Source organism: Microbacterium kunmingense, assembly GCF_023155745.1.
Lineage (GTDB): Bacteria > Actinomycetota > Actinomycetes > Actinomycetales > Microbacteriaceae > Microbacterium > Microbacterium kunmingense.
On sequence record NZ_JAKNUS010000005.1, the window covers coordinates 76494 to 100064 of the forward strand.

Below are 23571 nucleotides of genomic sequence, written 5' to 3' on the forward strand. Positions count from 1 at the left end.
CCGTCATACCAGGATGGAGAGCGGATTCTCCATCCTCGCGGTGAACGCCGCCAGCCACTGCGCGGCCACCGCGCCGTCGATGACCCGGTGGTCCGCCGACAGGGTCACCGTCATGACGGTTCCCGCCGTCAGGTCGCCGTCCACCACGACCGGAGAGGGCCGCGCGGCTCCCACCGCGAGGATCCCGGCGTGCGGTGGATTGATGATGGCCGTGAACTCCTCCGTGCCGTACATCCCGAGGTTCGACACCGAGAAGCTGCCGCCCTCGAGCTCCTCCTGCTTCAGCCTCCCCGCCCGGGCGCGCTCCACGTGATCGGTGATCGCGGCGCTCAGCTCGCCCAGCGACATCCGATCGACCCCGCGGATGACGGGGGTGACGAGCCCGCCGGGAACGGAGACCGCGACGGCGACGTCGGCGTGGGTGAAGCGGTGCATCGCCTCGTCGGTCCAGATCGCGTTGGCCTCCGGCACCTCGATGAGCGCCGCCGCGACGGCCTTCACGACGAAGTCGTTCACCGAGATGCGGTGCGTCCGTCCCTCGTTGATGCGCGCGCGGAGCGCCAGGAGCTCGTCGACACGGATGCGTGCGCGCAGGAAGAAGTGCGGCACGGTCGAGGTGCTCTCGGTCAGTCGGCGGGCGATCGCGCGCCGCATCCCGGTGTGGCGCACGACCTCGACGTCGGCCGCGGGGGACTCCTCGGTGCGGGGCGCGGCAGGGGGAACCGCGGGTGCGCGCACCTGGGGAGCGGCCGGCGTCGAGGGGGTCTGTGCAGGGGGCGAGGGGTGGGCATCGAGGTCGCGGCGGACGATCCTGCCGTTCGGCCCGGTGCCCACCAGGCTCGACAGGTCGATGCCGCGCTCGGCGGCCAGGCGTCGCACGAGCGGCGAGGCGAAGATCCGGCGAGACGGTTCGGCGGGCGGGAGGTCCTCGGCCTCCGGCACCGCGCGGGGCGGCAGGAGGGTGCCGTCCTCGGAGGACTCCGTGCCCAGGGCCGCGCCCGTCGTCGCGGGCGCGGCGTCGGAATCCGCGGCCGTGGCCACGCTCTCCCGGGCTTCGGCCACATCCTCCCCTGCCGCGGCGAGAACCGCGATCGGGGATCCGACCTCGGCCGACGCGCCCTCGTCGACGAGGATCCGGGCGAGCACGCCCGCCTCCTCCGCTTCGTACTCGACGACGGCCTTCTCGGTCTCGATCTCGACGATGGGCTGCCCGGCCGACACCTCGTCGCCGACGGCGACCAGCCAGCTCTGGATCGCCGCCTCGGTCGCCCCGGCGGCGAGCGCCGGCATCCGCACCACCGCGGGCATCAGCGACCTCCCCACTCGGACCGGACCCGTTCGAGTCCGCGCGCCACCTCTTCGGTGCGGGCGATGGCGGCACGCTCGAGCACCTTGGAGATGCTGGGGCTCGCCTCTCCCCCGGTGACCCGCTGCACCGGCTGATCCAGCCAATCGAAGAAGCGGCGCTGGATCTCGTCGGCGAGCCACGCACCGTACGAAGGCCCCTGCGACCCCTGCTCCACGATCAGGACGTTGTTGGTCTTGCGGATGCTCTCGCCGACGGTGTCCCAGTCCAGTGACGCCCGATCGAGCCACCGCAGATCGATGACCTCGGCGTCGATTCCCGTCTGCGCGACCGCTTCGAGGCTGTGGGACACCATGGAGAGGTAGGTGAGCACCGTCACCTCATCCCCCGCGCGGCGGATCGCCGCACTGCGCGGCGGGATGATGTAGTCCAGGTCGCCGCCCGGAACCCGGTCGGCCACCCCGTAGAGATCGACGTGCTCGATGACGAGCACCGGGTCCTCCAGCGCGAGCGCGGCGTTCATGAGCCCGACGTAGTCGGCGGCGGTCGAGGCCGCCACGATCCGCCACCCGACGCTGGTGGCGAAGATCCCCGCCGGATCCATCAGGTGCTGAGACCCGTACCCCGAGCCCATGGCGACCTTCGTGCGCAGCACCAGCGGAACGCGGTTGTTGTCGCCGAACATGTGGCGGGCCTTGCCGACCTGGTTGAACACCTGATCGGCGGCGACCCACAGGAAGTCGGGGTACATGAACTCCACGACGGGGCGGAAACGGCCGTCCATGGCGATGCCGCCGGCGAGTCCGAAGAAGCCGTTCTCGCTGATCGGCGTGCCGATGACCCGATCCGGTCCGAACGCCTTGGCCAGTCCCTTCGTGGCGCCGTTCGTTCCGCCGTTGAGGCGATGGACGTCCTCGCCGAGCACGATGATGCGCGCGTCCTGCGACATCCGCCGGTTCATCGTCTCGGCGACGGCGTCGACGAACTTCACCTCTCGCCATCCCCCGGTGTGCGCGGCGGGGTCGGCCACCGGGAGCGGGGCCAGCTCGCTCTCATCGCCGCGGATGCCGCGGTCGACGTGAGCCGGGTCGGGCCAGCGGGAGGGACGGATGCGGGAGCGACCCGTGTTTTCGGGATCGTCCTCGATCAGCGCCGAGACCGCATCGGCCATCGCGGCGACGGCCTGTTCGCGCACCGCCTGGATCTCCTCCGGAGACGCGATCCCGAGGCGCGACAGCTCGCGCGCGGTCTTCTCCAGCGGGTCGCGCGACTTCCACTCGGCCTCCTCCTGCTTCGTGCGGTAGCCGAAGGCGCTTCCCGGGTAGGGCCCGTTCTGGTGGAAGAAGCGGTACACCTCCGCCTCGATGACGGCCGGCCCCTCCCCCGCCCGCATGCGCTCCAGGGCCTCCTGCGTGGCCAGGTGCACCGCGAGCGGGTCCATGCCGTCCACCCGCCATGCGGGGATGCTGAACCCTTGGGCACGGATGGAGAACCGCGGATCCGCCGACGCCTCGCTGGCGTGGGTCGACACGGCGTAGAGGTTGTTCTCGATGAAGAACATCACCGGCAGCCGCCACGTGGCGGCGAGGTTCATCGACTCCAGGACGGAGCCGATCTGACTGGCCCCGTCACCGAAGTAGTTGATGCTGATGTCGCTCGTACCCGCGTGCTTCTGCGCCCACGCGTTGCCGGTGGCAAGCGGCGCACCGCCCCCGACGATCGCGTTCGTGCCGAGCGCCCCGGCCTCCAGCCACTGCAGGTGCATGGATCCGCCCCGCCCGCCGGAGAATCCCTCGGCGAGGCCCAGGATCTCGGCCAGGGTGCGCTGCAGGAGAGTCTGCAGGTCGCCGGTCACGAGCGCGTCGAGACGCAGCGCACCACCGGACACGTGGGTGATGGCCTTGGCCAGGAACTGGTGGTGGCCACGGTGCGACCCGTTGACGGCGTCGGACGAGCGCAATGTCACGATGGACCCGACCGCGCCGCCCTCCTGCCCGATGCTCGAGTGCGCGGGGCCGTGGACGAGGCCCTGGGCAGCAAGGTCGAGGACGGACTCCTCGAACGCCCGGATCAGATGCAGCTGGCCGAGCATGGTCGCCAGCAGCGCCGGATCGGCGGTTTTCCAGTCCGCGGCGGTGGTGCGCAGCTCCACCCAGGGTGTTCCGGTGTCCAGCCGACGTCGTCGCGGCATCGCATCTCCTTCGATGGTCGGCGGCCGCGGGACGCGGCACTGCACACGATACGACCGATTGGATCCAATCTCAAGAGTCCGGAACGTGATCCGTGGCGATTCGGCCTCGTCAGTGGCATCCTGGATCCAAACGGAAGGCGACGCGATGACACGAGGATTACCCGGGATGCGCGGGATGGACCACGTCGGCATCACCGTGCCCGACCTCGACGAGGCCGAGCACTTCTTCGTCGAGGTTCTCGGCGCCGTACCCGTCTACCGGCTCGGCCCCAAGCGCGCGGATGACGACTGGATGAGCGTGCAGCTGGGCGTCCACCCGCGCACCCAGATCACCGAGATCCGCTTCTACCGCCTCGGGCATGGAACCAACATCGAGGTCTTCGCCTACGACGCCGCGGACGGACAGGCGCCCCCTCCCCGCAACAGCGACATCGGCGGACATCACCTCGCGATCTACGTCGACGACATGGATGCCGCGATCGCGCACCTGCGCGCGCACGGCGTGGAGATCATGGGAGAGCCCGTCGCGAGCGCGGGCGCGAGCGCCGGTCAGCGCTGGCTCTACTTCCGGGCCCCCTGGGGGCTGCAGCTGGAGCTCGTGAGCTTCCCCGCCGGCAAGGCGTACGAGACCGAAGCCGAGACGCTGCTGTGGCACCCGGCGAGACCCGCCGAATGAGCACGACCGACATCCGCAGCCGCGACGGCGACGCCGGGGCGCGCATCGCCGATCGCGTGCGCGAGGGAATCGTCGGCGGAACCTTCCCGCCGGGCACCCGCATCCGCCAGGAGGACCTCGCCGAGCAGTTCGGCGCCAGCCGGGTGCCGGTCAGGGAGGCGATCCGCCAGCTGGAGTACGAGGGCCTCATCACCGTCGTGCCGAACTCGGGGGCCTGGGTGTCTCGACTGACCCTCGCCGAGTGCGAGGAGGTCTATCGCATGCGCGAGCGGCTCGAACCCCTGCTGCTCGGGTACAGCGCCCCGCTCCTGACCCCCGAGGAGGTCGCCGGGCTCGGGTCGCTCGCCCGGCGGATCAGCGACGTCGGCGCCGACACCGATGCGTTCCTGGCCCTCGATGCCGAGTTCCATCTCCGCAGCTACCGCGCCGCCCGCACCGCGCATCTCGGCGAGCTGGTGGGGCGGCTGTGGAACATCACGGCGCCGTACCGCCGGGCCTACGTGGCGTCGTGGGCGGAGGACTCCCGGCGGATCGCCCACGAGGAGCACCACCTCATCGTCGCCGCCCTTCAGGACGGCGACGCCGAGGAGGCCGAGCGCGTGCTCGCGGGTCACATCCGGCGGACGCGACGTCAGCTGGCGCGCACGCCCGACATCTTCGCCCCCGAACCGCTCAGCTGAGCGCGCTCCGCAGCAGCGCGAGGTGCGAGACGTCCGGATCGAGCTCGCCGCGTTCGATGCGGTGCGCGATCTCGGTGACCCGCGTGTTGACCGGCGTGGCGATGCCGAGCTCGGCGCCGCGACGCGCCACCTCGCCGTTGAGGTCGTCGACCTCGCTGCGCCTGCCCTTCCGCCAGTCCTGCAGCACCGTCGTCGTCGCACCCGGCACGACGAAACCGGCGAACAGGCGATCGGTCATGACCTCGACGACGCCCCGCGGGTCGTCGAGGTCGGCGGGCTCCAAGCCGAAGATCGGCAACGTCCGGTGACCGAGGGCGGCGCCCACTGCGAGCGCCTCGTTTCCGGCCGCGACCATCACCGATCGGAATCCCGGCTGGTGGAGGGCATCGAGCATCGGCAGGCCGAGGATGGCCGAGGTCACGAGCAGAGTGGAGTTGCTGACGAGCTTCATCCACTTGGCGCTGAGGATGTCGTCGAAGCGCGCCACCGTTCCCGAGAGCGCCAGCAGGTCGGCGACCGGCTCGATCCGCCCGGTTCCGCCGGGGAGCGCGCCCACGGCGAACCACGAGCGCTCCCGCGGGGTGTGCCGGTGGACCACCCCCGGATCGGTCATGGTCGCCGAGCATTCGATGACCGCTCCCACGCTGCGCGACGCACCGACCGCCTCGACGACGGCGTCCGCGGTCATCCCGTTCTGTACCGCTGCCATCACGCCGTCGGGTGCGAGATAGGGCGCGATCATCCTGCTCGCCCAGCCGGCGTCGTACGCCTTCATGACGAGGAGGACGACGTCGAACCCCGATCGCAGCTCGGCCACCTCGCACAGATGGATGACGCGGGGGTGCACGTGCAGCGCATCGTCGGGTGTGACGATGCGCAGGCCCTGCGCCCTGATCGTCTCGACGTGCACGGGCCACTGCTCGACCAGCGTCACATCGACCCCCGCCCGGTGCAGATCGGCACCGATCGAGGCGCCGTTGGCGCCCGCTCCGACGACGGCGACACGGGGACCGACCATGGTTCCTCCGATCTCGGCAACGGGCGACCGTGCCCGTCGAGACTGCATAACTATCAAGCCAGAGTGTACAGTCCGGGTTGCTGCGCGGCAGAGGGTCGGTCTAGCGTAGGGACACGTCCGCTGATGCTGGACACACGCTCCGGCTTTCGACGAGGAGAGCGAGAACCAACCGATGATCCTGCACCTGGTCACCTTCCGATGGGTCGACGGCGTCACCGATGAGCGCGTCGCCGCGCTGACGGAGGCGCTCTATCGCATGGCCGAGGGCATCGACGTGCTGAAGTCCTACGTGGCCGGCGCGAACCTGCACCTGCGCCCCGGGGGCGCCGATTTCGCGGTCGCCGCGGTCGTCGAGGATGCCGCGGCCCTCGACGCCTACCTGGATCACCCGCTGCACGCGGCGGTGTACCGCGATCACCTCGGACCGATGGTCGCCGACCGTTCGGCGGTGCAACTGCCTCTCACCGCGGGCACTCTCACGTGAGGACGATGCGCGCCGCCGTCCTCCATGCGGTCGGCGATCTCCGGGTGGAGGACCGCCCGATCCCCTCGCCGGGCGCGGACGAGGTGCTCATCCGGGTCGCCGTGTGCGGGGTCTGCGGGTCGGATGCCACGGAATTCGGGCGCGGGAAGGTCCTCGCCGAGCCGCCGGTCGTGCTCGGGCACGAATTCGTCGGCACCGTCGAGGCGGTCGGTTCGGCGGTCACGGATCTCTCCCCCGGCGCCACCGTCGTCTGCGGCGCCGGAGTGTCGTGCGGCGACTGCGGCCCGTGCCGGGCCGGGCGGACCAATCTCTGCCGCACCTACCGCACGCTCGGCTTCCACCTCGACGGGGGCCTGGCGGGGTACGTCGCGGCCCCGGCGGCGATCGTCCTCGACGTCAGCGCCAGCGGGCTGAGCACCGACACGCTGGGCCTTGCCCAACCCATGGCGATCGCCGTCCACGCCGTGCGTCGCAGCGGCCTCCGGGCGGGGCAGGACGCGGTGGTCGTCGGGGCCGGGGGCATCGGCGCGTTCATCGCCTTCGCCGCCGCGAGCACCGGCGCCCGCGTCCTCGTGCTCGACCGCAACGACGACCGGCTGGACCTCGCGCGCCGACTGGGCGCCTTCGCCGCCCGCAACGCCCGCTCGACCGACCTGTCCGTCGCGATCGAGGACGCCGCGCTCGAACCGGAGGTGTTCTTCGAGGTCTCGGGGACCGCGGAGGGCCTGGCGCAGGTGCTGGGCGCCGCGCGGCCCGGCGCGACCATTGTGCCGGTCGGTATCCAGCGCGAGGACCCCACCCTCCCCCTCGGCTCGTTCACGCTCCGCGAGTTCACGATCGTCGGCACCGTCGCCCATGTCTTCCGCGACGACATCCCCGAGGCGGTGAGACTGCTCGCGACGCGAGCGGACTGGGCGGATGTCGCGGCGACGGTCGTGCCGCTCGAGGATGTCGAACAGGCGGCGCTGCGGCCGCTCCTGGCCAGCGGCCCGCGACAGATCAAGACGCTCGTCGATCCGTGGATCGACGAGCCGCGCCCGGCCGCTCACCGGGCGGCGGAGTCTGCCAGGCCTTCCATCGCCCGCAGCACGTCCACCGCCGACGCCGGCGGGCCGGCGGCCTGACCTGACGCGTCGCTGTCGGCGCGCCCGGGCGCGACGGGCATCTCCTGGTGGTGCTGGCGCCTGCCGACGACGAACCAGACCCCGCGCGCGGGTCGCTCGGCGCGGTTGGAGAAGAGGTGCGGCCGCGTGGAATCGAAGTGGAGGGAGTCCCCGGCACGGAGGACGTGGGTGTCGAACTCCAGCTGGAGGGTCAGCTCGCCCTCCAGCAGGTAGGCGTACTCCACGCCCGCGTGCCGCATGAGCTTGCCCTCGATGGAACTGCTCGCCCCCGGCTGGTACGTCACGAGGAGCGCGTCGGCAGGGCCGCCGGGCCGCCCCGCCAGGCGCTCCCACCGCACGCCGTTCTCCATCTCGATGGCGGGATTGTCGGCACCGCGCTGGATCGCCGACACCGGCGCGTCGGCCGGTGCGTCCACCGGCGCTGCCGCGGCGCCGCCGACCAGCTCGTCCAACGACACGCCCAGGTGACTGGCGATGGCGTAGAGCGTCGACACCGACGGCTGGGTCTTCCCGATCTCCACCTGCGACACCAGGCTCGCCGAGACCCCGAGCGACTGGGCCACCGATCGCAGGCTCAGCCCGCGGCTCACGCGCGCGGCTCGGATCCGGGCTCCCAGGTTGTCAGCCATGCCCTGATTCTCGCCGGTCAGAGCAGTGCCGTGCCACGGTCGACCGGAAGGTTGACCGCCGAGACGCCGCGATTGCGCAGGAGGAACTGCGTGGCATCCACGACATCGGCCATCGTGGCGAGCTCTCCACCCGGAGTGTGCCGCTCGTACTGCTCGAGCACGCCGGCGGGCTTGGACGCCCAGAACGGGCTGTCTCCGATGATCCCGGGGTGGAGGGCGTTCACGCGGATCGGGGCCAGCTCGAGAGCGAGGGTGTTGATGAGGCCGGTCACCCCGCCGTTGATCGTCGAGACGGTCGTGGAGCCCGGGTAGGGAAGGTCCTTCGCGCGGCCGCCGAACAGGACGATGCCGGTGTCGACCGAGACGGGCATGCGGTCCAGCAGCGCGCGGATCGTCGCGGCGTAGCCGACGAGCTTCAGGGTCGTGAGGCGGATGGCGCGATCGATGTCGTACTCGCGGATGGTGTTCGCATCCCGCTCGATCGCCGCGAGGACGAGACCGTCTACCCGGTCGATCGCCGACAGACTCGCGGCGACGGTGTGCGGTTCGGAGATGTCCAGGGCGACGCCTCGGGCGCCGGGACCGAGGTCGGCGGCGATCGCCTGGGTGCGGTCGTGGTCGCGACCGGTGATCACCACCCGGTCGCCGCGTCGCACGCAGTCCGCGGCGATCTCCCGTCCGATGCCGGAGGTTCCTCCGACGACGACGATGGTGCGCTCGCTCACATCTCCTCCTCGCGATGTTGGAAGCAGCACTGGACATCAGTGTCCAGTAGCGCTTTACTGAGGAAGTCAACTCGACGCGAGCGGTGAAGTCAAGACACCCTCGCCGGCGAAGGGGAACACTCGATGAAGAGCACCGGTACCACGGGACCCGCAGCGGTCGACTGGGAAGAGCGCGTGGACATGGAGAGGCTGCGCGACGCGCGCCTGGCCCGGCTGCACGCCGAACTCGACCGCTCCCACCTCGGAGCCGTGCTGGCGTTCGACTTCTCCAACATCCGCTACATGAGCGGCACCCACATCGGCACCTGGGCGATGGACAAGCTCATCCGCTTCGCGCTGCTCACCCGCAAGACCGACCCGATCGTCTGGGACTTCGGCTCTGCCGCCAAGCACCACTCGCTGTACAACCCGTGGCTGGACGTCACCACCGCGGAGGCGGACGCCGACCCGCACCGGCCGCACGAGGGCGCCAAGCGACCCCGGATGGAGAGCGGCGCGCGGGCCGGCATCTCCACGCTCCGCGGCGCGTTCCCCCCCGACGCGGATCTCGCCGGCGACGTCGCCCGCAAGATCAAGCGCGAGCTGGAGAAGTTCGGGCTCGCGAACGAGCCGCTCGGCGTCGACGTGGTCGAGATGCCCGTGCTGCTCGCCCTGCAGCGCGAAGGCATCGAGGTCGTCGACGGTCAGCAGGTGTTCATGGAGGCGCGACGGATCAAGACCCATGACGAGATCCGACTCCTGACGCAGGCGGCGTCGATGGTGGACGCCGCGTACGAAGAGCTCTACCGGTTCCTGCGCCCCGGCGTCCGCGAGAACGAGGCGGTGGGCCTTGTCGCCAAGACCCTCTACGACCTGGGGTCGGAGTACGTCGAGGGGGTAAATGCGATCTCGGGCGAGCGCTGCTCCCCGCACCCCCACGTCTTCTCCGACCGGCTGATCCGTCCGGGAGATCCCGCCTTCTTCGACATCCTGCACAGCTACAACGGGTATCGCACCTGCTACTACCGCACCTTCGCCGTCGGGTCGGCGAGCCCCGCGCAGAAGGATGCCTACACCCGCGCCCGCGAGTACATGGATCGGGCGATCGCCCTGGTCAAGCCCGGCGCCACGACCGCCGACATCGTCGCGGTCTGGCCGAAGGCCGAGGAGTTCGGCTTCCCCGACGAGATGGCCGCCTTCGCGCTGCAGTACGGCCACGGTGTGGGCCTGTCGATCTGGGAGAAGCCGATCTTCTCGCGCCTGACCTCCTTCGATCACCCCGAGACCCTCGAGGAGGGCATGGTGTTCGCCCTCGAGACCTACTGGCCCGCCGCCGACGGCTGGGGTGCCGCGCGGATCGAGGAGGAGGTGGTCGTCACCGCCGACGGGTGCGAGGTCATCACCAAGTTCCCCGCCGAGGAGCTCATCGTCGCCGGGAGGCGTTACTACACCATCGACGGTCCGCTGAATCTGAACCGCGACGCGCAGTCGCATCTGAACACCGTCTGGGGGCGCGGCGAAGCGTGACGACGATCGCATTCCTGGGGCTCGGCTCGATGGGGTCGGCGATGGCCGGCCGACTGATCGACGCCGGACACGACGTCGTGCTGTGGAACCGGTCACCCGGTGCCGTGGACCGGCTGCTCGAGCGCGGGGGCCGGCGCGCGGCATCCGCAGCCGAGGCCCTCGAGGCCGACGTGTCGTTCTCGATGCTCGCCGACGATGCGGCGATGACGGCCGTCTTCACCGACGAGGCCGTCGACCGCGCCCGCGACGGCATCCACGTCGCGATGGGGTCGATCAGCCCGTCGCTCGCCGAGGAGCTCGACACCCGGTTCGGCGCGGTGGGCGCGCGGTACGTCGGCGCCCCCGTTCTCGGGCGCCCCGCGGTCGCCGCGGAGGGGAAGCTGAACATCCTCGCCGCCGGCCCCGATGAGGCGGTGGACACCGTCGCGCCGCTCCTGGACGTCCTGGGGGTCCGCACCTGGCGGCTCGGAACCCGGCCCGCCGTGGCCAACGCGGTCAAGGCGGCGGTGAACTACAACATCATCCACGCCATGCAGGCGATCGGCGAGACCGTGGCCATGACCGAGCGCCTCGGCGTCGACCCCGGGCAGTTCACCCGGCTGCTCGCCGAGACCCTGTTCGGCGGCGTGGTCTACACCGGGTACGGCCGGATCATCGCCGAGCGCGCCTACGACCCGCCGGGGTTCCACATCGCCCTCGGGCGGAAGGACCTCGATCTCGCACAGCAGGTCGCCGCGTCGGTCGACGTCGACCCTGCCACCCTCCCCGCCCTCATCTCCGTGTTCGATCGCGCCCTCGCCGATCCCGAGCTGAAGGACCTGGACTGGTCCGCCATCGCGGAGGTGAGCAGACGCCGGCCGAGCTGACACCCGACACCCCGCCTTCGATCGCCACCATCGCACCGAACCGCCCGTCAAGGAGGATGAGCGTTTATGCCTGAAACCCCGCTGCCGCACAGTGGCCAGCCCATCGTGTTCCGTCACGGCATCGTCTTGACCATGGATGACGCCCACACCGTGATCCCCGACGGCGACGTCCTCGTCGTCGACGGGAAGATCGCCGAGGTCGGAACGAACCTCTCGGTCCCCGACAACACCTTCGAGATCGACGCCGCCGGCGGCATCCTCATGCCCGGCATGGTCGACACCCACCGCCACATGTGGCAGACCGCCATGCGCGCCTACGGCGCGGACTGGACGCTGACGCAGTACTTCGTCTGGTACTACCTGCAGCACGGCGCGAAGTTCCGTCCCCAGGACTACGCCGCCGGCAACCTCATCTCGGCCCTCGACGCGATCGAGTCCGGCGTCACGACGAGCGTCGACTGGTCGCATGGCCTGCGCACCCCCGAGCACGGGTGGGCCGCGTACGAGGCCCTGGCGAACTCCCCCGGGCGGTTCGTCTTCGCCTACGGCAACATCCACGTCTCCCCGTGGGAGTGGACCGCCGACCCCGAGGTGCAGAAGATCCTCACCGCCTCGCGCGACGACTCCCGCATGTTCGGCACCCAGATCGCCTTCGACGTGCCCAATCAGGACGAGAACTTCCCCGAGCTCGCCGCCTATCGGGTGGCGAAGGATCTGGGCCTTCGCGTCACCACCCACGCGGGCGTCTGGGGGGCGACGAACGACTGGGGGATCCGCAACGCCTACGCCGCGGGGGTGATGGAGGAGGGATTCACCTACGTCCACGCCGCGACGCTGTCGGCCGACTCGTACCAGAAGATCGCCGCGACCGGCGGCAACGTCTCGCTCGCCACCGAGTCGGAGGACACCTGCGGCCAGGGCTACCCGCCCGTGCACCAGCTGCGCAAGTACGGCATCCCCACCTCGCTCTCGGTCGACACGAGCGTCTGGTTCAGCGCGGATCTGTTCTCCGCCATGCGGGCGACCGTCAACGCCGACCGTGCGCTGGAGCACTACCTCGCCCACCAGCTCGAGCCGGCCGAGACCGTCACCCACGTCAAACTCCGCGCCGAGGACGTGGTGCACATGGCCACCCGCGGCGGCGCGCAGGCGCTCGGCAAGGACGGAGAGATCGGGTCGTTGGAGAAGGGCAAGCTCGCCGACGTCGTGCTGCTGAAGAACGAGCACTCGGCCACGTGGGCACCGCTGGTGAACCCCTGGGGACAGGTGGTCTACCAGGCTCAGCGCGGAGACGTGCACACGGTGCTCGTCGGCGGCGAGGTCGTGAAGTCCGACGGTCGCCTCGTGGCCGGAGACCTGCCGGGCGTCAAGGCGAAGCTCGACGACACGGTGTCCTACCTCGAGCGCGAGGTCGGCGACGAGTGGGTCGCGGGCATGCACCCCGAGATCCCCGAGGTCGAGGTGCTCTACAACCCCTACCAGTACAAGAAGTGACGGACTCTGCGGGCGGCGTCAGGACGAAGCCGGACGCCGCCCGCAGTCATCCTGCCGTTCTCGCTGCCCGCAGCGTCGCCACCTGGTAGAGGGCGACGGATGCCGCGATACCGGCGTTCAACGACTCGGCGGCGGTGGAGATCGGAATCGAGACGATCTGGTCGCAGGTCTCGGTCACCAGGCGCGACAGCCCCTTTCCCTCCGACCCGACGACGATCACGACCGGACGGTCGGCGAGCTGCAGATCGGGAAGGGCGACCTCTCCCCCGCCGTCGAGCCCGAGGACGAAGACGCCCTGCTTCTTGAACTCCTTCAGCATGGTGGTGAGGTTCGCCGCCAGCGCGACGGGCACACGAGCCGCAGCCCCGGCGCTGGTCTTCCACGCCGCCGAGTTCACCCCGGCGGAGCGCCGCTGGGGGACGATGATGCCCTGCCCGCCGAAGGCGGCGGTGGAGCGGATGATCGCGCCGAGGTTCCGCGGATCGGTGATGCCGTCCAGGGCCACCAGCAGCGGCGTCTGGCCGCTGTCGATGATCTTCTCCAGCAGATCCTGCGGGTGGGCGTACGCGTACGGCGGCACCTTCAGCGCCACCCCCTGGTGCACGCCGTCGAATCCCGCCATGCGGTCGAGTTCGGGACGGGTGACTTCAAGGACCGGGATGTCGCGGTGCGTCGCGATCGCGAGCATCTCCTTCACCCGATCGTCCATCTCCACCCGCTGGGCGATGTACAGCGCCGTCGCCGGGATCTTCGCCCGAAGGGCTTCGAGCACGGAGTTGCGGCCGGTGACGTTCTCGGTGTCGTCGTCCTTCTTCGGCGCGCGGCGAGGCGCGGAGGCCGCCGAGCCGCTCGGACGCGCCTTACCGCCCGCGGCGGCGTATCGCTCCGCAGCCGCCTTCCGCTTGCCGGCGGGGTGCCAGGCGCGGTCCTCGGCCTTGGGCGTGGGGCCTCGACCTTCCAGCGAACGGCGGTTCTTCCCCCCCGAGCCTTTCGTCGCGCCCTTCTTCTTGCCGCGACCGGCGGCGGGGTTTCCCGGCTTAGCCATTCTCCAGACTCCAATGCGTTCCGTCGGCGGTGTCCTCCAGGACCACGCCTGCTGCGGCGATCGCGTCGCGGATGCGGTCCGCGCTCGCCCAATCCTTCTCCGCGCGCGCCTGCGCGCGCTGCGCGATCATCGTGTGCACGAGCGCGTCCAACGCCGCAGCCTCCGCCCCGCCGCCCGCGCGCCAGCGCGGGTCCTCGGGGTCAAGGCCGAGGATCCCTACCGAGACGGCGACATCGGCCCACGCCGCGCGCGCGGCATCCTTCTCTCCCGCGTCCAGCGCGGTGTTGCCCTGCCGCACCCGCTCGTGCACCACGGCGAGGGCCTGCGGCACGTTGAGGTCGTCGTCCATCGCGGCGGCGAACGCCGGGGGCACGGTCGCCTCCACCACCGTGTCATCCTCCGGCCGGGCGAGGGTGCGGGTGGCCCGCTCGAGGAAGGAGCGGATGCGCTCGAGCGCGGCCGCCGCCTCTTCGAAGCTCGAGGTCGTGAGATCGAGGCTCGAGCGATAGTGGGCCGCGGCGAGCGCGTAGCGCACCACGAGCGGGTCGTGGTCGCGCAGCACGTCGGCGGCGAGGAGGTAGTTGCCGAGCGACTTCGACATCTTCTGGTCGCCGACGGTGACCAGGCCGTTGTGCACCCAGTACCGGGCGAAGCCGTCACCGGCCGCCGCCGACTGCGCCAGTTCGTTCTCGTGGTGGGGGAAGCGAAGGTCCAGTCCCCCGCCGTGGATGTCGAAGGAGGGCCCGAGGTACCGCCGCGACATCGCCGAGCACTCGATGTGCCATCCGGGGCGGCCGGCCCCCCACGGCGACTCCCACGTCGCCGACTCGGGCTCACCGGGCTTCGCGCCCTTCCACAGCGCGAAGTCGCGGGGGTCGCGCTTGCCGCGGGGGTCGGCGTCGGCGGCGGGCTCCATCGCGTCCAGACTCTGCCGGGTCAGCTCGCCGTACGACGGCCAGGAGCGCACGTCGAAGTAGACGTCCCCCTCCGCCGCATAGGCATGGCCTCTCTCGACGAGGCGTTCGATGAGGCTCAGCATCTGCGGGATCGAGCCGGTGGCACGCGGTTCGTAGGTGGGGGGAAGGATGCCGATCGCGGCATAGGCGCGCGCGAACTGCTGCTCCATGCGGTACGCCAGCGCCCACCACGACTCCTCCGACGTGGCGTTGGCGAGCACCTTGTCGTCGATGTCGGTGACGTTGCGGACGAAGGTCACCCGGCCGTACCGGTGACCAAGCCACCGGCGGAGGATGTCGAAGCTCAGCGCACCGCGGAGGTGCCCGACGTGCGGGCCGGACTGCACGGTCGGCCCGCAGACGTACACGGTGACCTCGGCGGGGTCGAGCGGCACGAACTCGCGCAGAGCCTGCGCTTTGGTGTCGTAGAGCCGGAGAGTCACCGATCCAGCCTACCGGCGGCGCCCGCCCGGCCCATGCCCGACCGGTCGGGTGCCCGCGCCGCGGGCCGGTAGAACTGTAGGGTGCACGTTCTCGCCGTCCTCGCCGCCGCGGTGCTGTTCGGCACGACCGGCACGTCGCAGGCCCTGGGTCCCGGCGACACCACTCCCCTCTCGATCGGCGTCATGCGCATGGTCATCGGCGGCACCGGGCTCGCGCTCCTCGCGGGCGTCCTCGCTCGCCGTCACGCGCGGCGACGCCCGGTCGACGCGCCGCCTCCGCCGCGCCTTCGCACCCGTCCCCTGCTGCTGATGACCGTCACCGGTGTCTGCCTCGCGCTCTACCAGCCGCTGTTCTTCCTCGGCACCGAGCGCAACGGAGTCGCGGTCGGCACGGTGGTGGCGCTCGGCTCGGCACCGGTGATGGCGGGCCTGCTCGAATGGCTGCTGACCAGGCGCCTCCCCACCGCCACCTGGGCGCTCGCGACCGGCGCGGCGACGGTCGGCGTCCTCCTCCTCGGCATCGGCGGCGGCGATGTCGGCGGCGGTGTCGGCGGCAGCGGCGGAACCGACGCGGTGGGTCTCCTGGGCTCGCTGGGCGCCGCCGCCTCCTTCGCCGTCATCGCGAACGTGCAGCGCACGCTCCTGGATTCCGGCTGGGATCCCTTCACGGTCGTCGCCGGGATGGGCGCGAGCGCCGCCCTGGTGTCGTTTCCGGCGCTGCCGTTCGTCGATGTGTCGTGGCTCGGAGAGCCGGTCGGGCTCGCGATGGCCCTATGGCTCGGCCTCGGCACGATCTCCATCGCCTACGTCCTGTTCACCTGGGGGCTCGGCGGCCTCACCGCCGCGACCGCGGCGACCCTCACCCTGGGCGAACCGCTGACCGCGGCGATCCTCGGACTCACCCTCCTCGGCGAGCGGCTGTCCGCGCTCGCGGTGGTGGGGCTCGTCGTTCTGGGAATCGGGCTCGCCCTCCTCGCCCGCGGATCCCGGGCGCCGCGGGATCCCCGGCCCTTCGCGGTGGAGGGCTAGGACGGTGTCGGAGATCGTGCTGCAGCAGGCCTCGGTCGGTGACCCCGCGGTGCGGGCGCTCATCGACCTGCACCTGCGCGACATGCACGCGCTGTCCCCCGCCGAGAGCGTGCACGCGCGCGGGGCCGATGCCCTCGACGACCCGGCCGTGGAGCTCTGGGGCGCATGGGACGGCGCGGTGCTCGCGGGCATCGGGGCGCTCGCGGCGCTCGACGACGCCCGCGGAGAGCTGAAATCCATGCGCGTCGCCGACGAGTACCGCGGCCGCGGCGTCGGGCGGCGGATCCTCCGCCACCTCGTCGAGCGCGCCGCGCGACGAGGGATGACCTCGCTCTGGCTGGAGACGGGGTCGGCGCCGGCCTTCGCGCCGGCACGCGGGCTCTACGTCAGCGAGGGCTTCGCCTTCTGCGACCCGTTCGCGCCTTACGTGCCCGACCCGCACTCAGTCTTCCTCACCCGGCAGGTCTGAGGCTCCCCGATTCGGGCGCTTCCGAGGACACGGCGACCGCCGTCAGGCGGGCAGGACGAGCGCGACGGCGAACGCGGCCACGCCGTCCCCGCGGCCGGTGAACCCGAGGCCGTCGGTCGTCGTCGCCGACACCGACACGGGGGCACCCCCGAGGGCCCGAGAGAGCACCGCCTCGGCCTCGGCGCGGCGCATGGCGAAGCGCGGGCGCCTCGCCTGCACCTGCACCGAGACGTTTCCGATCCGAAAGCCCGCCTCGCCCAGCAGAGCGTGCGTGCGCGCGAGGAACGCGTCGGCGTGGGCCCCGGCGAATTCCGGCCTGTCGGTGCCGAAGTGCGTGCCGATATCGCCGAGGCCGGCCGCGGCCAGAAGCGCGTCGACGATGGCGTGGGCGACGGCGTCGCCGTCGGAGTGGCCCGAGAGCGCGGGTTCGCCCGGCCATTCGAGTCCCGCGAGCCACAGCGCGCCGTCGCCGCCGACGGCGTGCACGTCTGTGCCGATCCCCACGCGGGGCACGGCCGGTGCGGGATGGAGCGAGGACGGCACCGCGGCCACCGGCTCGGTCGCGACGAGACTCCTCGCCCGATCGAGGTCTGCAGGGGTCGTCACCTTGAACGCCCGGGGATCCCCGTCGACCGCGAGGACGACGTGCCCGGCGTCGGCCACGAGGGCGGCGTCGTCGGTGAACTCTGCGGTCGCGGAGCGGTACGCGGTCTCGAGGATGTCGCGGCGGAAACCCTGCGGTGTCTGCGCCGCAGCGAGCTCGCTGCGATCCACGACACCGACGATGAGGTCGTCCTGGACGCGCTTGATGGTGTCCACGACGGGCAGCACCGGCACGGCGCCCGCATGCCCGAGCTCCAGCGCAGCGATCACCCGGTCGAAGACCGCGGCGGGCGTCAGGCACCGCGCGGCGTCGTGGACGAGGACGTGATCGATGTCGGCCCAGAGCGCCGCGATCCCCGCGGCGACCGACGACTGCCGTGAGGCGCCGCCGGTCACGACGCTGACGAGATCGCGACGGTCTCCGGCCGCTTCGAGCGCGTCGGTGAGCGCATCGCCCTCGCGGCCTGACGGCGCGACGATCACCACCTGCGCCGGCGCGGTCTGGAACACCCGCGTCAACGCGTGACGGAGGATCGTGTGCTCGTCCAGTCCGACGAAGGCTTTCGGACCGGCACCGAGCCGCGTGCCGGAACCGGCAGCGACGACGATGACCGCGACGCGGGGAACGGGGGTGATGCTCACACCCCCACGCTATCGACTAGGAGGCCAGAACCTCATCGAGAAGGACGCTGGCCTTCTCCTCGTCGGTCTTCTCCGCCAGGGCGAGCTCGGAGATGAGGATCTGCTTCGCCTTGGCCAGCATGCGCTTCTCGCCGGCGGACAGACCGCGATCCTGATCGCGGCGCCACAGGTCGCGGACGACCTCGCTGACCTTGATCACATCACCAGAGGCGAGCTTCTCGAGGTTCGCCTTGTAGCGGCGCGACCAGTTCGTGGGCTCTTCGGTGAAGGGAGCGCGCAGAACGTCGAAGACGCGCTCGAGGCCTTCCTTGCCGATCACATCGCGGACACCGACGAGGTCGACGTTGTCAGCGGGGACCTCGATGGTGAGGTCGCCCTGTGTGACGCGGAGCTTCAGATAGACCTTCTCTTCGCCTTTGATGATGCGGGTCTTCACTTCCGCGATCGTCGCCGCCCCGTGGTGGGGGTAGACGACCGTCTCGCCAACCTCAAAAAGCATGGAGTTATGTCCTTTCGGCAACGTCCAGAATACCACAGGCGACATACGCTAGAGTTCGCCGGTCCGCCGCGCACGTGCACCGCGCCGCGCCCCCGGTGGCCCGCCCCGGGCGGCCGCACCCCATAGAATGCAAGGGTTGCCGCCATCCGTTCCGGGAGGATCCGTGATTTCGTTGAACAGCACTTTCCGCACGGGACGCTCGCGGACCGCCGCCCGCATGATGGCCGCCGGCGCCCTCGGTGCCGCCGTCCTCCTCGGGGCCAGCGGGTGCGCTCTGATCTCCACTCAGGCGACGACGATCACCTACTCCCCCTCCGACGGCATCATCGTCTCGCCCGAGAGCGGCCCGGTGCAGATCCGCAACGTCCTCATCGTCGCGAACGAGGACGGCTCGGCCGGCAATCTCCTCGGCGCCTTCGTCAACTCCACCGATGAGAACCACACCGTCAGCATGGAGTTCGGCGAGCCCGGCAGCGGCGTGTCCGAGACGATCCGCGTCCCGGCGAACACGGTCATCAGCCTCGGGGTCGACGGCGAGGACCCGATCCTGCTCGAGGGGATCGAGATGCTCCCCGGCAGCGATGTGCCGGCGAGCTTCCAGTCCGGCGACGGCGAAACCGTGCTGACCGATGTGCCGGTGCTGGACGGCGAGCAGGAGTACCTCGCGCCGTTCGTCCCCTCGGCCTCCTGACCCGCGCGAGGCACGGCCCCGGGCTCAGCCCTCGAAGCGGTACCCGAGCCCCCGCACGGTGACGAGCATCGTGGGGTCGGACGGGTTCTCCTCGATGCGCGAGCGGATCCGCTTGATGTGCACGTCGAGGGTCTTGGTGTCGCCGAAGTAGTCGCTGCCCCACACCCTGTCGATGAGCTGACCGCGGGTGAGCACGCGACCGGCGTTGCGCATCAGCACCTCGAGCAGCTCGAATTCCTTCAGGGGCATGTTGATCTGCTCGTCGTCGACGCTGACCGTGTGCCGGTCGATGTCGAGCACGACCCGCCCACCGACGAGGACGTGGTCCTGCAGATCGGCATCGGTCTGCTGCAGGCGCCGGAGCACCGCGCGCATCCGCGCCAGGAGCTCCCGGGCCGAGTAGGGCTTGGTGACGTAGTCGTCGGCGCCGAGTTCGAGCCCGACGACGATGTCGACTTCGGAGTCCTTCGCGGTCAGCATGATGATCGGCACGGCCGAGGTCGTGCGGATCTGCCGGCAGACCTCGGTGCCCGGCATGCCGGGAAGCATGAGATCCAGCAGCACGATGTCGGCTCCCCGCTCCCGGAAGGCGGTGAGCGCGAGCGCCCCGTCCTCGGCGATCTCGACCTCGTAGCCCTCTCGCTTGAGCAGGTAAGCCAGGGGGTCGGCGAGATCGGGTTCATCCTCGACGAGCAGGACGCGGGTCATTCGGGTTCTCCGTTCGGAACGGGGCGAGAGGGGACGGATGCCGCGGCGCGGCCGGCCGCGGACGCGGGACGCTTGCGCCGCGGGCGGCGGCCGGGAGTGTCATCCAGGGGCGGGTCTACCAGCGGCAGACGGACGGTGAAGGTCGAGCCGCGCCCCGGCCGGGACCACAGACGCACCTCGCCGCCGTGCCGCTGGACGGCGTGCTTGACGATGGCGAGCCCGAGACCGGTCCCGCCGGTGCGTCGCGACCGCGCCTGATCGGTGCGGTAGAACCGTTCGAAGATGCGCTCCTGATCGGCCTCGGGGATGCCGATCCCGCGGTCGGTGATCGCGATCTCGACGATGTCGTCGACGGCTTTGACACCGACCCCGACGCTCGAGCCCTTCGGCGAATACGCGATCGCGTTGGCGATGAGGTTGCCGATCGCCTCGCTGAGGATCTGCCCGTCGCCGCGGACGTACAGACCACGCGTGCCGCCGCGGGTCAGGGTGACGTCGGCGGACTCGGCCTGCAGCGTGTGCGCATCCACCGCGGCGGCGATGACCTCGTCGATCGACACGCTGCGCTCCTCGGAGAGCTCGTCGGCGGACTGCAGCCGCGACAGGTTCATGATGCGGGAGGTCAGGAGGGCGAGCCGGTTCGCCTCGGCCGTCAGGCGCGCGGAGAACACCCGCACCTGATCCGGATCGTCGGCGGCGGACTCGATCGCCTCGGCGAGCAGACTCACCGCGCCCACCGGGGTCTTCAGCTCGTGGCTGGTGTTGGCCACGAAATCGCGCCGCATCTGCTCCACCCGCTCCCGCTCGGTGATGTCGCGGAGCACCAGGAGCGTCAGGCGCGGGGAGATCCGCGTCGCGCGGACCGACACCAGTCGGGGCTCGGCGGGCGGGGCACCGCGCTGAAGGCGGATCGTCGACGACGCCGACGTGGCGTCATCCTTCATCTTGCGCACGAGCACCCGCAGATCGTCGCCGGGAAGCGCCGACCCCTCGATGAGGTGGAAGGGCGTCGCCGAGGCGGAGGCGGCGAGGACCGTGAAGGAGTTGTCGACGACGACGGCGGGGTCGTCCATGCCGTGAAGCACCTCGCTCATGCCCTCGGGGAGCTCGCGCGAATCCGCCGCCCGAAGGCGATCGCGGGCACGCATCGAGATCAGGACGATCGCGCTCAGAAGTGCCCCGATGACCACCCCGGCGAGGAGGGCCAGCAGCGCGAGCTGCGTCGTGTCCATGTCATCCAGCGTAGAGTGCCAGGCACCGGCGCTCCGGCGCGAGGAGCGGCGCCGCGAGGGCGGGGCCGGTACTGTTCACTGTTCGGGCACCATTCGTTAACCTCTGCTGACGACAATCGCGGGGGTCGTGCGTGCACGCCCGAGGTGGACGACGACACAAGACGAAAGGTGCGTGCGATGCGCGAGGTATTCCATCAGTCGCTGGAGGACGTGCAGTCGCGTCTGGTCGAGATCTCCGAGCTCGTCACGGTGGCGATCGACAAGGCCACCCGTGCCTTCGGCTCCAGCGACGTCTCGCTCGCCGAGGAGGTCATCGACGCCGACCTCATCATCGACCAGAAGACCGTCGAGCTCGACGAGCTGGCCATCGAGATCCTGGCCCGTCAGCAGCCCGTCGCCCGCGACCTCCGCATCGTCGTCAGCGCGCTGCGGGTCAGCGCGTCGCTGGAGCGCATGGGCGACATCGCCGAGCACATCGCCCAGCTCACGCGCATGCGCTTCCCCGAGCGCGCGGTGCCGAAGGGACTGAAGTCGACGTTCTCGAAGATGGGTCAGCTCGACGTCGAAGCCGCACGGCTGCTCACCGAGCTCCTGCGGACGATCGACCTGACGATCACCGATCGCATCCGCGACCTCGACGACAAGATCGACGACCTGCACGTCAGCGTCTTCGAGAAGGTGCTCTCCGACAGTTGGGAGGGTGAGGCCTCGGCGACCGTCGACGCCACGCTGGCGAGCCGCTACCACGAGCGCTTCGCAGACCACGCCGTCTCGATCGGCAAGAAGATGATCTATCTCGCCACCGGCGACTGGGCGAGCCACGGCGAGGCCTTCGAAGAGGCGCAGGCCGCGAACGCCTGACCCACCCCGAACGAACGAAACGGGCCCGCGCGGGCCCGTTTCGTCGTCGCAGGGGAGGCGCTACTTCTTCGCGCCCTGCGCGGCCACGGCCGCGGCGCCGGCGGCGGCGGCCTCGGGGTCGAGGTACTGCCCGGGGCCGTCGGGCACGAGGTTCTCGTCGAGGCGGTAGACGAGCGGAATTCCGGTGGGGATGTTGACCTCGGCGATGTCGGCGTCGCTGATGCCCTCGAGGTGCTTCACCAGACCGCGGAGCGAATTGCCGTGGGCGGTGACGAGCACGGTCTTGCCCGCTTGGAGGTCGGGGACGATGTCGCTGTTCCAGTACGGCAGCAGTCGGTCGATGACGAGCGCCAGCGATTCGGTGCGGGGCACCTCGCCGTCGATGCCGGCGTAGCGCGGGTCGCCGACCTGGCTGAACTCGGAGTCGTCGGCCAGCGGGGGCGGCGGGACGTCGAACGAGCGGCGCCAGAGCATGAACTGCTCCTGCCCGAACTCCGCCAGGGTCTGGGCCTTGTCCTTGCCCTGGAGCGCCCCGTAGTGGCGCTCGTTCAGCCGCCACGACCGCTTCACAGGGATCCAGAGTCGGTCGGCCGCGTCGAGGGCGAGGTTCGCCGTCTGGATCGCGCGGCTGAGCACGGAGGTGTAGAGGATGTCGGGGGCCAGCCCCGACTCGGCCAGCAGCTGGCCGCCGCGGATGGCCTCGGCCTTGCCCTGTTCGGTCAGGCGGACATCGACCCACCCGGTGAAGAGGTTGAGCTCGTTCCACTCGCTCTGGCCATGACGAAGGAGGATCAGCGTAGAGGGCTCGGTCATACCTTCATGCTACTGAGCGGTCCGGCAGCTCCCGAACCCGCTGGCATCATGGGGGGATGGCCGCCGGACGCGCTCCCATCGGGCGGATCACCCGCGGGACGACCGGCACGAATCGGCTCCGCCGCATCGACCGGTGGATCTCCCGCCACCCCGCCCTGCGACGCACGGACGATCCCCTCATCGTCGATCTCGGCTACGGCGCGCGTGGATGGACGGCGCTGGAACTGTGGTCTCGGGTCTGCCGTGCGCGCCCGGACGTCGAGGTCGTCGGGCTCGAGATCGATCCGGCGCGGGTCGACGTCGCCCGTGAGGAGCTCGAGCGGGTGCGCGCCGGGCAGACCGCCTTCTCGCCCGACGCCCGCGTGCGGTTCGACCGCGGTGGTTTCGAGGTTCCCCTTGCGGGCGACCGTCGCCCCGTGGTCATCCGGGCCATGAACGTCCTCCGTCAGTACGACGAGGCCGACGTCGCGGGTGCGTGGCAGCGCATGGCGTCGCGGCTGCAGCCGGGCGGGATCCTCGTCGAGGGCACGTGCGATGAACGGGGCAGGGTCGCGAGCTGGATCGCCGTCGACGACTCCGCCCTCCCCCGCACCCTCACGATCTCCCTCCGCCTGACCGACCTCAACCGACCCGGAGTGGTGGCCGAGAGGCTTCCGAAGGCGCTCATCCACCGGAACGTGCCGGGCGAGCGCATCCACGACGTGCTGCGGGCCCTGGACGAGGAGTGGGAGCGCGCCGCAGGTCTTGCCCCGTTCGGTCCGGTGCAGCGGTGGGAGGGCGCGCTTCGGGGTCTGCGCGCCCGGGGCGTGGATCTTCCCGACAGATCCCGGTGGCGTCTGGGAGAGGTGACGGTCCCGTGGGAGCACGTCGCCCCGCGGTGA

24 protein-coding genes are annotated in these 23571 nt (G+C 70.8%); 12 read left to right on the forward strand and 12 right to left on the reverse strand.

From position 1 onward, the window contains the following. Positions 1 to 3 precede the first annotated feature (3 nt). Both MA875_RS08795 and MA875_RS08800 read right to left on the reverse strand, forming a co-directional pair. Positions 4 to 1308 (reverse strand): dihydrolipoamide acetyltransferase family protein, encoded by a 1305-nt coding sequence (locus MA875_RS08795; protein WP_248241784.1) that lies wholly within the window; start codon positions 1306 to 1308, stop codon positions 4 to 6. Next, complete coding sequence (locus MA875_RS08800; protein ID WP_248241786.1) at positions 1308 to 3497, reverse strand: alpha-ketoacid dehydrogenase subunit alpha/beta; 2190 nt, start codon at positions 3495 to 3497, stop codon at positions 1308 to 1310. Before MA875_RS08800 ends, MA875_RS08795 begins: the two co-directional genes overlap by 1 nt. A gap of 145 nt (positions 3498 to 3642) precedes the next feature. On the opposite strand from MA875_RS08800, the gene MA875_RS08805 reads away from it, so the two are divergent. Further along, positions 3643 to 4173 (forward strand): VOC family protein, encoded by a 531-nt coding sequence (locus MA875_RS08805; protein ID WP_248241787.1) that lies wholly within the window; start codon positions 3643 to 3645, stop codon positions 4171 to 4173. Beyond that, positions 4170 to 4853 carry a GntR family transcriptional regulator gene (locus MA875_RS08810; RefSeq protein WP_248241789.1) on the forward strand — a complete coding sequence of 228 codons (684 nt, stop codon included), beginning with the start codon at positions 4170 to 4172 and terminating at the stop codon, positions 4851 to 4853. Before MA875_RS08805 ends, MA875_RS08810 begins: the two co-directional genes overlap by 4 nt. Here MA875_RS08810 and MA875_RS08815 read toward each other — a convergent pair. Continuing rightward, a complete protein-coding gene (locus tag MA875_RS08815; RefSeq protein WP_248241790.1) occupies positions 4846 to 5871 on the reverse strand; it encodes a ketopantoate reductase family protein in 1026 nt (341 codons plus the stop codon). The two genes, MA875_RS08810 and MA875_RS08815, sit on opposite strands and share 8 nt — an antisense overlap. A 172-nt stretch (positions 5872 to 6043) precedes the next feature. On the opposite strand from MA875_RS08815, the gene MA875_RS08820 reads away from it, so the two are divergent. Beyond that, on the forward strand, positions 6044 to 6355 hold the full coding sequence (locus MA875_RS08820) for a Dabb family protein (RefSeq protein WP_248241792.1): 312 nt from the start codon (positions 6044 to 6046) through the stop codon (positions 6353 to 6355). A 5-nt stretch (positions 6356 to 6360) separates the two neighbouring features. Continuing rightward, positions 6361 to 7479 (forward strand): zinc-dependent alcohol dehydrogenase, encoded by a 1119-nt coding sequence (locus MA875_RS08825; RefSeq protein ID WP_248241794.1) that lies wholly within the window; start codon positions 6361 to 6363, stop codon positions 7477 to 7479. Here the strand turns inward: MA875_RS08825 and MA875_RS08830 are convergent. Beyond that, positions 7401 to 8108 (reverse strand): helix-turn-helix domain-containing protein, encoded by a 708-nt coding sequence (locus tag MA875_RS08830; RefSeq protein ID WP_248241795.1) that lies wholly within the window; start codon positions 8106 to 8108, stop codon positions 7401 to 7403. The genes MA875_RS08825 and MA875_RS08830 overlap by 79 nt on opposite strands. 17 nt (positions 8109 to 8125) lie before the next feature. Further along, positions 8126 to 8833, reverse strand: coding sequence for an SDR family NAD(P)-dependent oxidoreductase (locus MA875_RS08835; protein WP_248241797.1), 708 nt, complete (start codon positions 8831 to 8833; stop codon positions 8126 to 8128). A gap of 123 nt (positions 8834 to 8956) precedes the next feature. Between MA875_RS08835 and MA875_RS08840 the strand changes: the two genes are divergently transcribed. The 3 genes from MA875_RS08840 (at position 8957) to MA875_RS08850 (ending at position 12699) form a co-directional block, all read left to right on the forward strand. Then, on the forward strand, positions 8957 to 10339 hold the full coding sequence (locus MA875_RS08840) for a M24 family metallopeptidase (RefSeq protein ID WP_248241799.1): 1383 nt from the start codon (positions 8957 to 8959) through the stop codon (positions 10337 to 10339). Further along, entirely contained in the window at positions 10336 to 11205 is an 870-nt protein-coding gene (locus tag MA875_RS08845) for an NAD(P)-dependent oxidoreductase (protein WP_248241805.1), read from the forward strand. Before MA875_RS08840 ends, MA875_RS08845 begins: the two co-directional genes overlap by 4 nt. Positions 11206 to 11271: 66 nt before the next feature. Beyond that, positions 11272 to 12699, forward strand: a complete 1428-nt coding sequence (locus MA875_RS08850) for an amidohydrolase family protein (protein ID WP_248241807.1) — start codon at positions 11272 to 11274, stop codon at positions 12697 to 12699. A 46-nt stretch (positions 12700 to 12745) separates the two neighbouring features. Here the strand turns inward: MA875_RS08850 and rlmB are convergent, their stop codons facing one another. Beyond that, entirely contained in the window at positions 12746 to 13744 is a 999-nt protein-coding gene (gene rlmB, locus MA875_RS08855) for a 23S rRNA (guanosine(2251)-2'-O)-methyltransferase RlmB (RefSeq protein ID WP_248241809.1), read from the reverse strand. After that, positions 13737 to 15143, reverse strand: a complete 1407-nt coding sequence (gene cysS / locus MA875_RS08860; protein ID WP_248241811.1) for a cysteine--tRNA ligase — start codon at positions 15141 to 15143, stop codon at positions 13737 to 13739. The genes rlmB and cysS overlap by 8 nt, the downstream gene beginning before the upstream one ends. A gap of 81 nt (positions 15144 to 15224) precedes the next feature. Here cysS and MA875_RS17790 point away from each other — a divergent pair, with 81 nt between their 5' ends. Beyond that, positions 15225 to 16172, forward strand: coding sequence for a DMT family transporter (locus MA875_RS17790; protein ID WP_248241812.1), 948 nt, complete (start codon positions 15225 to 15227; stop codon positions 16170 to 16172). A gap of 4 nt (positions 16173 to 16176) precedes the next feature. Continuing rightward, the gene (locus tag MA875_RS08870) at positions 16177 to 16641 is read left to right on the forward strand and encodes a GNAT family N-acetyltransferase (protein WP_308221511.1); all 465 of its coding nucleotides are present in this window, start codon (positions 16177 to 16179) and stop codon (positions 16639 to 16641) included. A 42-nt stretch (positions 16642 to 16683) separates the two neighbouring features. Here MA875_RS08870 and ispD read toward each other — a convergent pair whose 3' ends face one another. Beyond that, entirely contained in the window at positions 16684 to 17886 is a 1203-nt protein-coding gene (gene ispD, locus MA875_RS08875; RefSeq protein WP_248241815.1) for a 2-C-methyl-D-erythritol 4-phosphate cytidylyltransferase, read from the reverse strand. Between the two features lie 16 nt (positions 17887 to 17902). Further along, a complete protein-coding gene (locus MA875_RS08880) occupies positions 17903 to 18385 on the reverse strand; it encodes a CarD family transcriptional regulator (protein WP_124293803.1) in 483 nt (160 codons plus the stop codon). Positions 18386 to 18548: 163 nt separating this feature from the next. Here MA875_RS08880 and MA875_RS08885 point away from each other — a divergent pair, with 163 nt between their 5' ends. Continuing rightward, positions 18549 to 19076, forward strand: a complete 528-nt coding sequence (locus MA875_RS08885) for a DNA modification methylase (protein WP_248241817.1) — start codon at positions 18549 to 18551, stop codon at positions 19074 to 19076. A gap of 24 nt (positions 19077 to 19100) precedes the next feature. On the opposite strand, the gene MA875_RS08890 is transcribed toward MA875_RS08885, so the two are convergent. Together MA875_RS08890 and MA875_RS08895 are read right to left on the reverse strand one after the other, a co-directional pair. Beyond that, a complete protein-coding gene (locus tag MA875_RS08890) occupies positions 19101 to 19784 on the reverse strand; it encodes a response regulator (RefSeq protein WP_248241819.1) in 684 nt (227 codons plus the stop codon). Continuing rightward, complete coding sequence (locus MA875_RS08895) at positions 19781 to 21016, reverse strand: sensor histidine kinase (RefSeq protein WP_248241825.1); 1236 nt, start codon at positions 21014 to 21016, stop codon at positions 19781 to 19783. The genes MA875_RS08890 and MA875_RS08895 overlap by 4 nt, the downstream gene beginning before the upstream one ends. Positions 21017 to 21193: 177 nt before the next feature. Between MA875_RS08895 and phoU the strand changes: the two genes are divergently transcribed. Next, positions 21194 to 21877, forward strand: coding sequence for a phosphate signaling complex protein PhoU (gene phoU, locus MA875_RS08900; protein ID WP_124293807.1), 684 nt, complete (start codon positions 21194 to 21196; stop codon positions 21875 to 21877). Between the two features lie 60 nt (positions 21878 to 21937). On the opposite strand, the gene MA875_RS08905 is transcribed toward phoU, so the two are convergent. Further along, on the reverse strand, positions 21938 to 22690 hold the full coding sequence (locus MA875_RS08905) for a phosphoglyceromutase (protein WP_248241827.1): 753 nt from the start codon (positions 22688 to 22690) through the stop codon (positions 21938 to 21940). Between the two features lie 56 nt (positions 22691 to 22746). Between MA875_RS08905 and MA875_RS08910 the strand changes: the two genes are divergently transcribed. Then, a complete protein-coding gene (locus tag MA875_RS08910) occupies positions 22747 to 23571 on the forward strand; it encodes a class I SAM-dependent methyltransferase (protein ID WP_248241829.1) in 825 nt (274 codons plus the stop codon).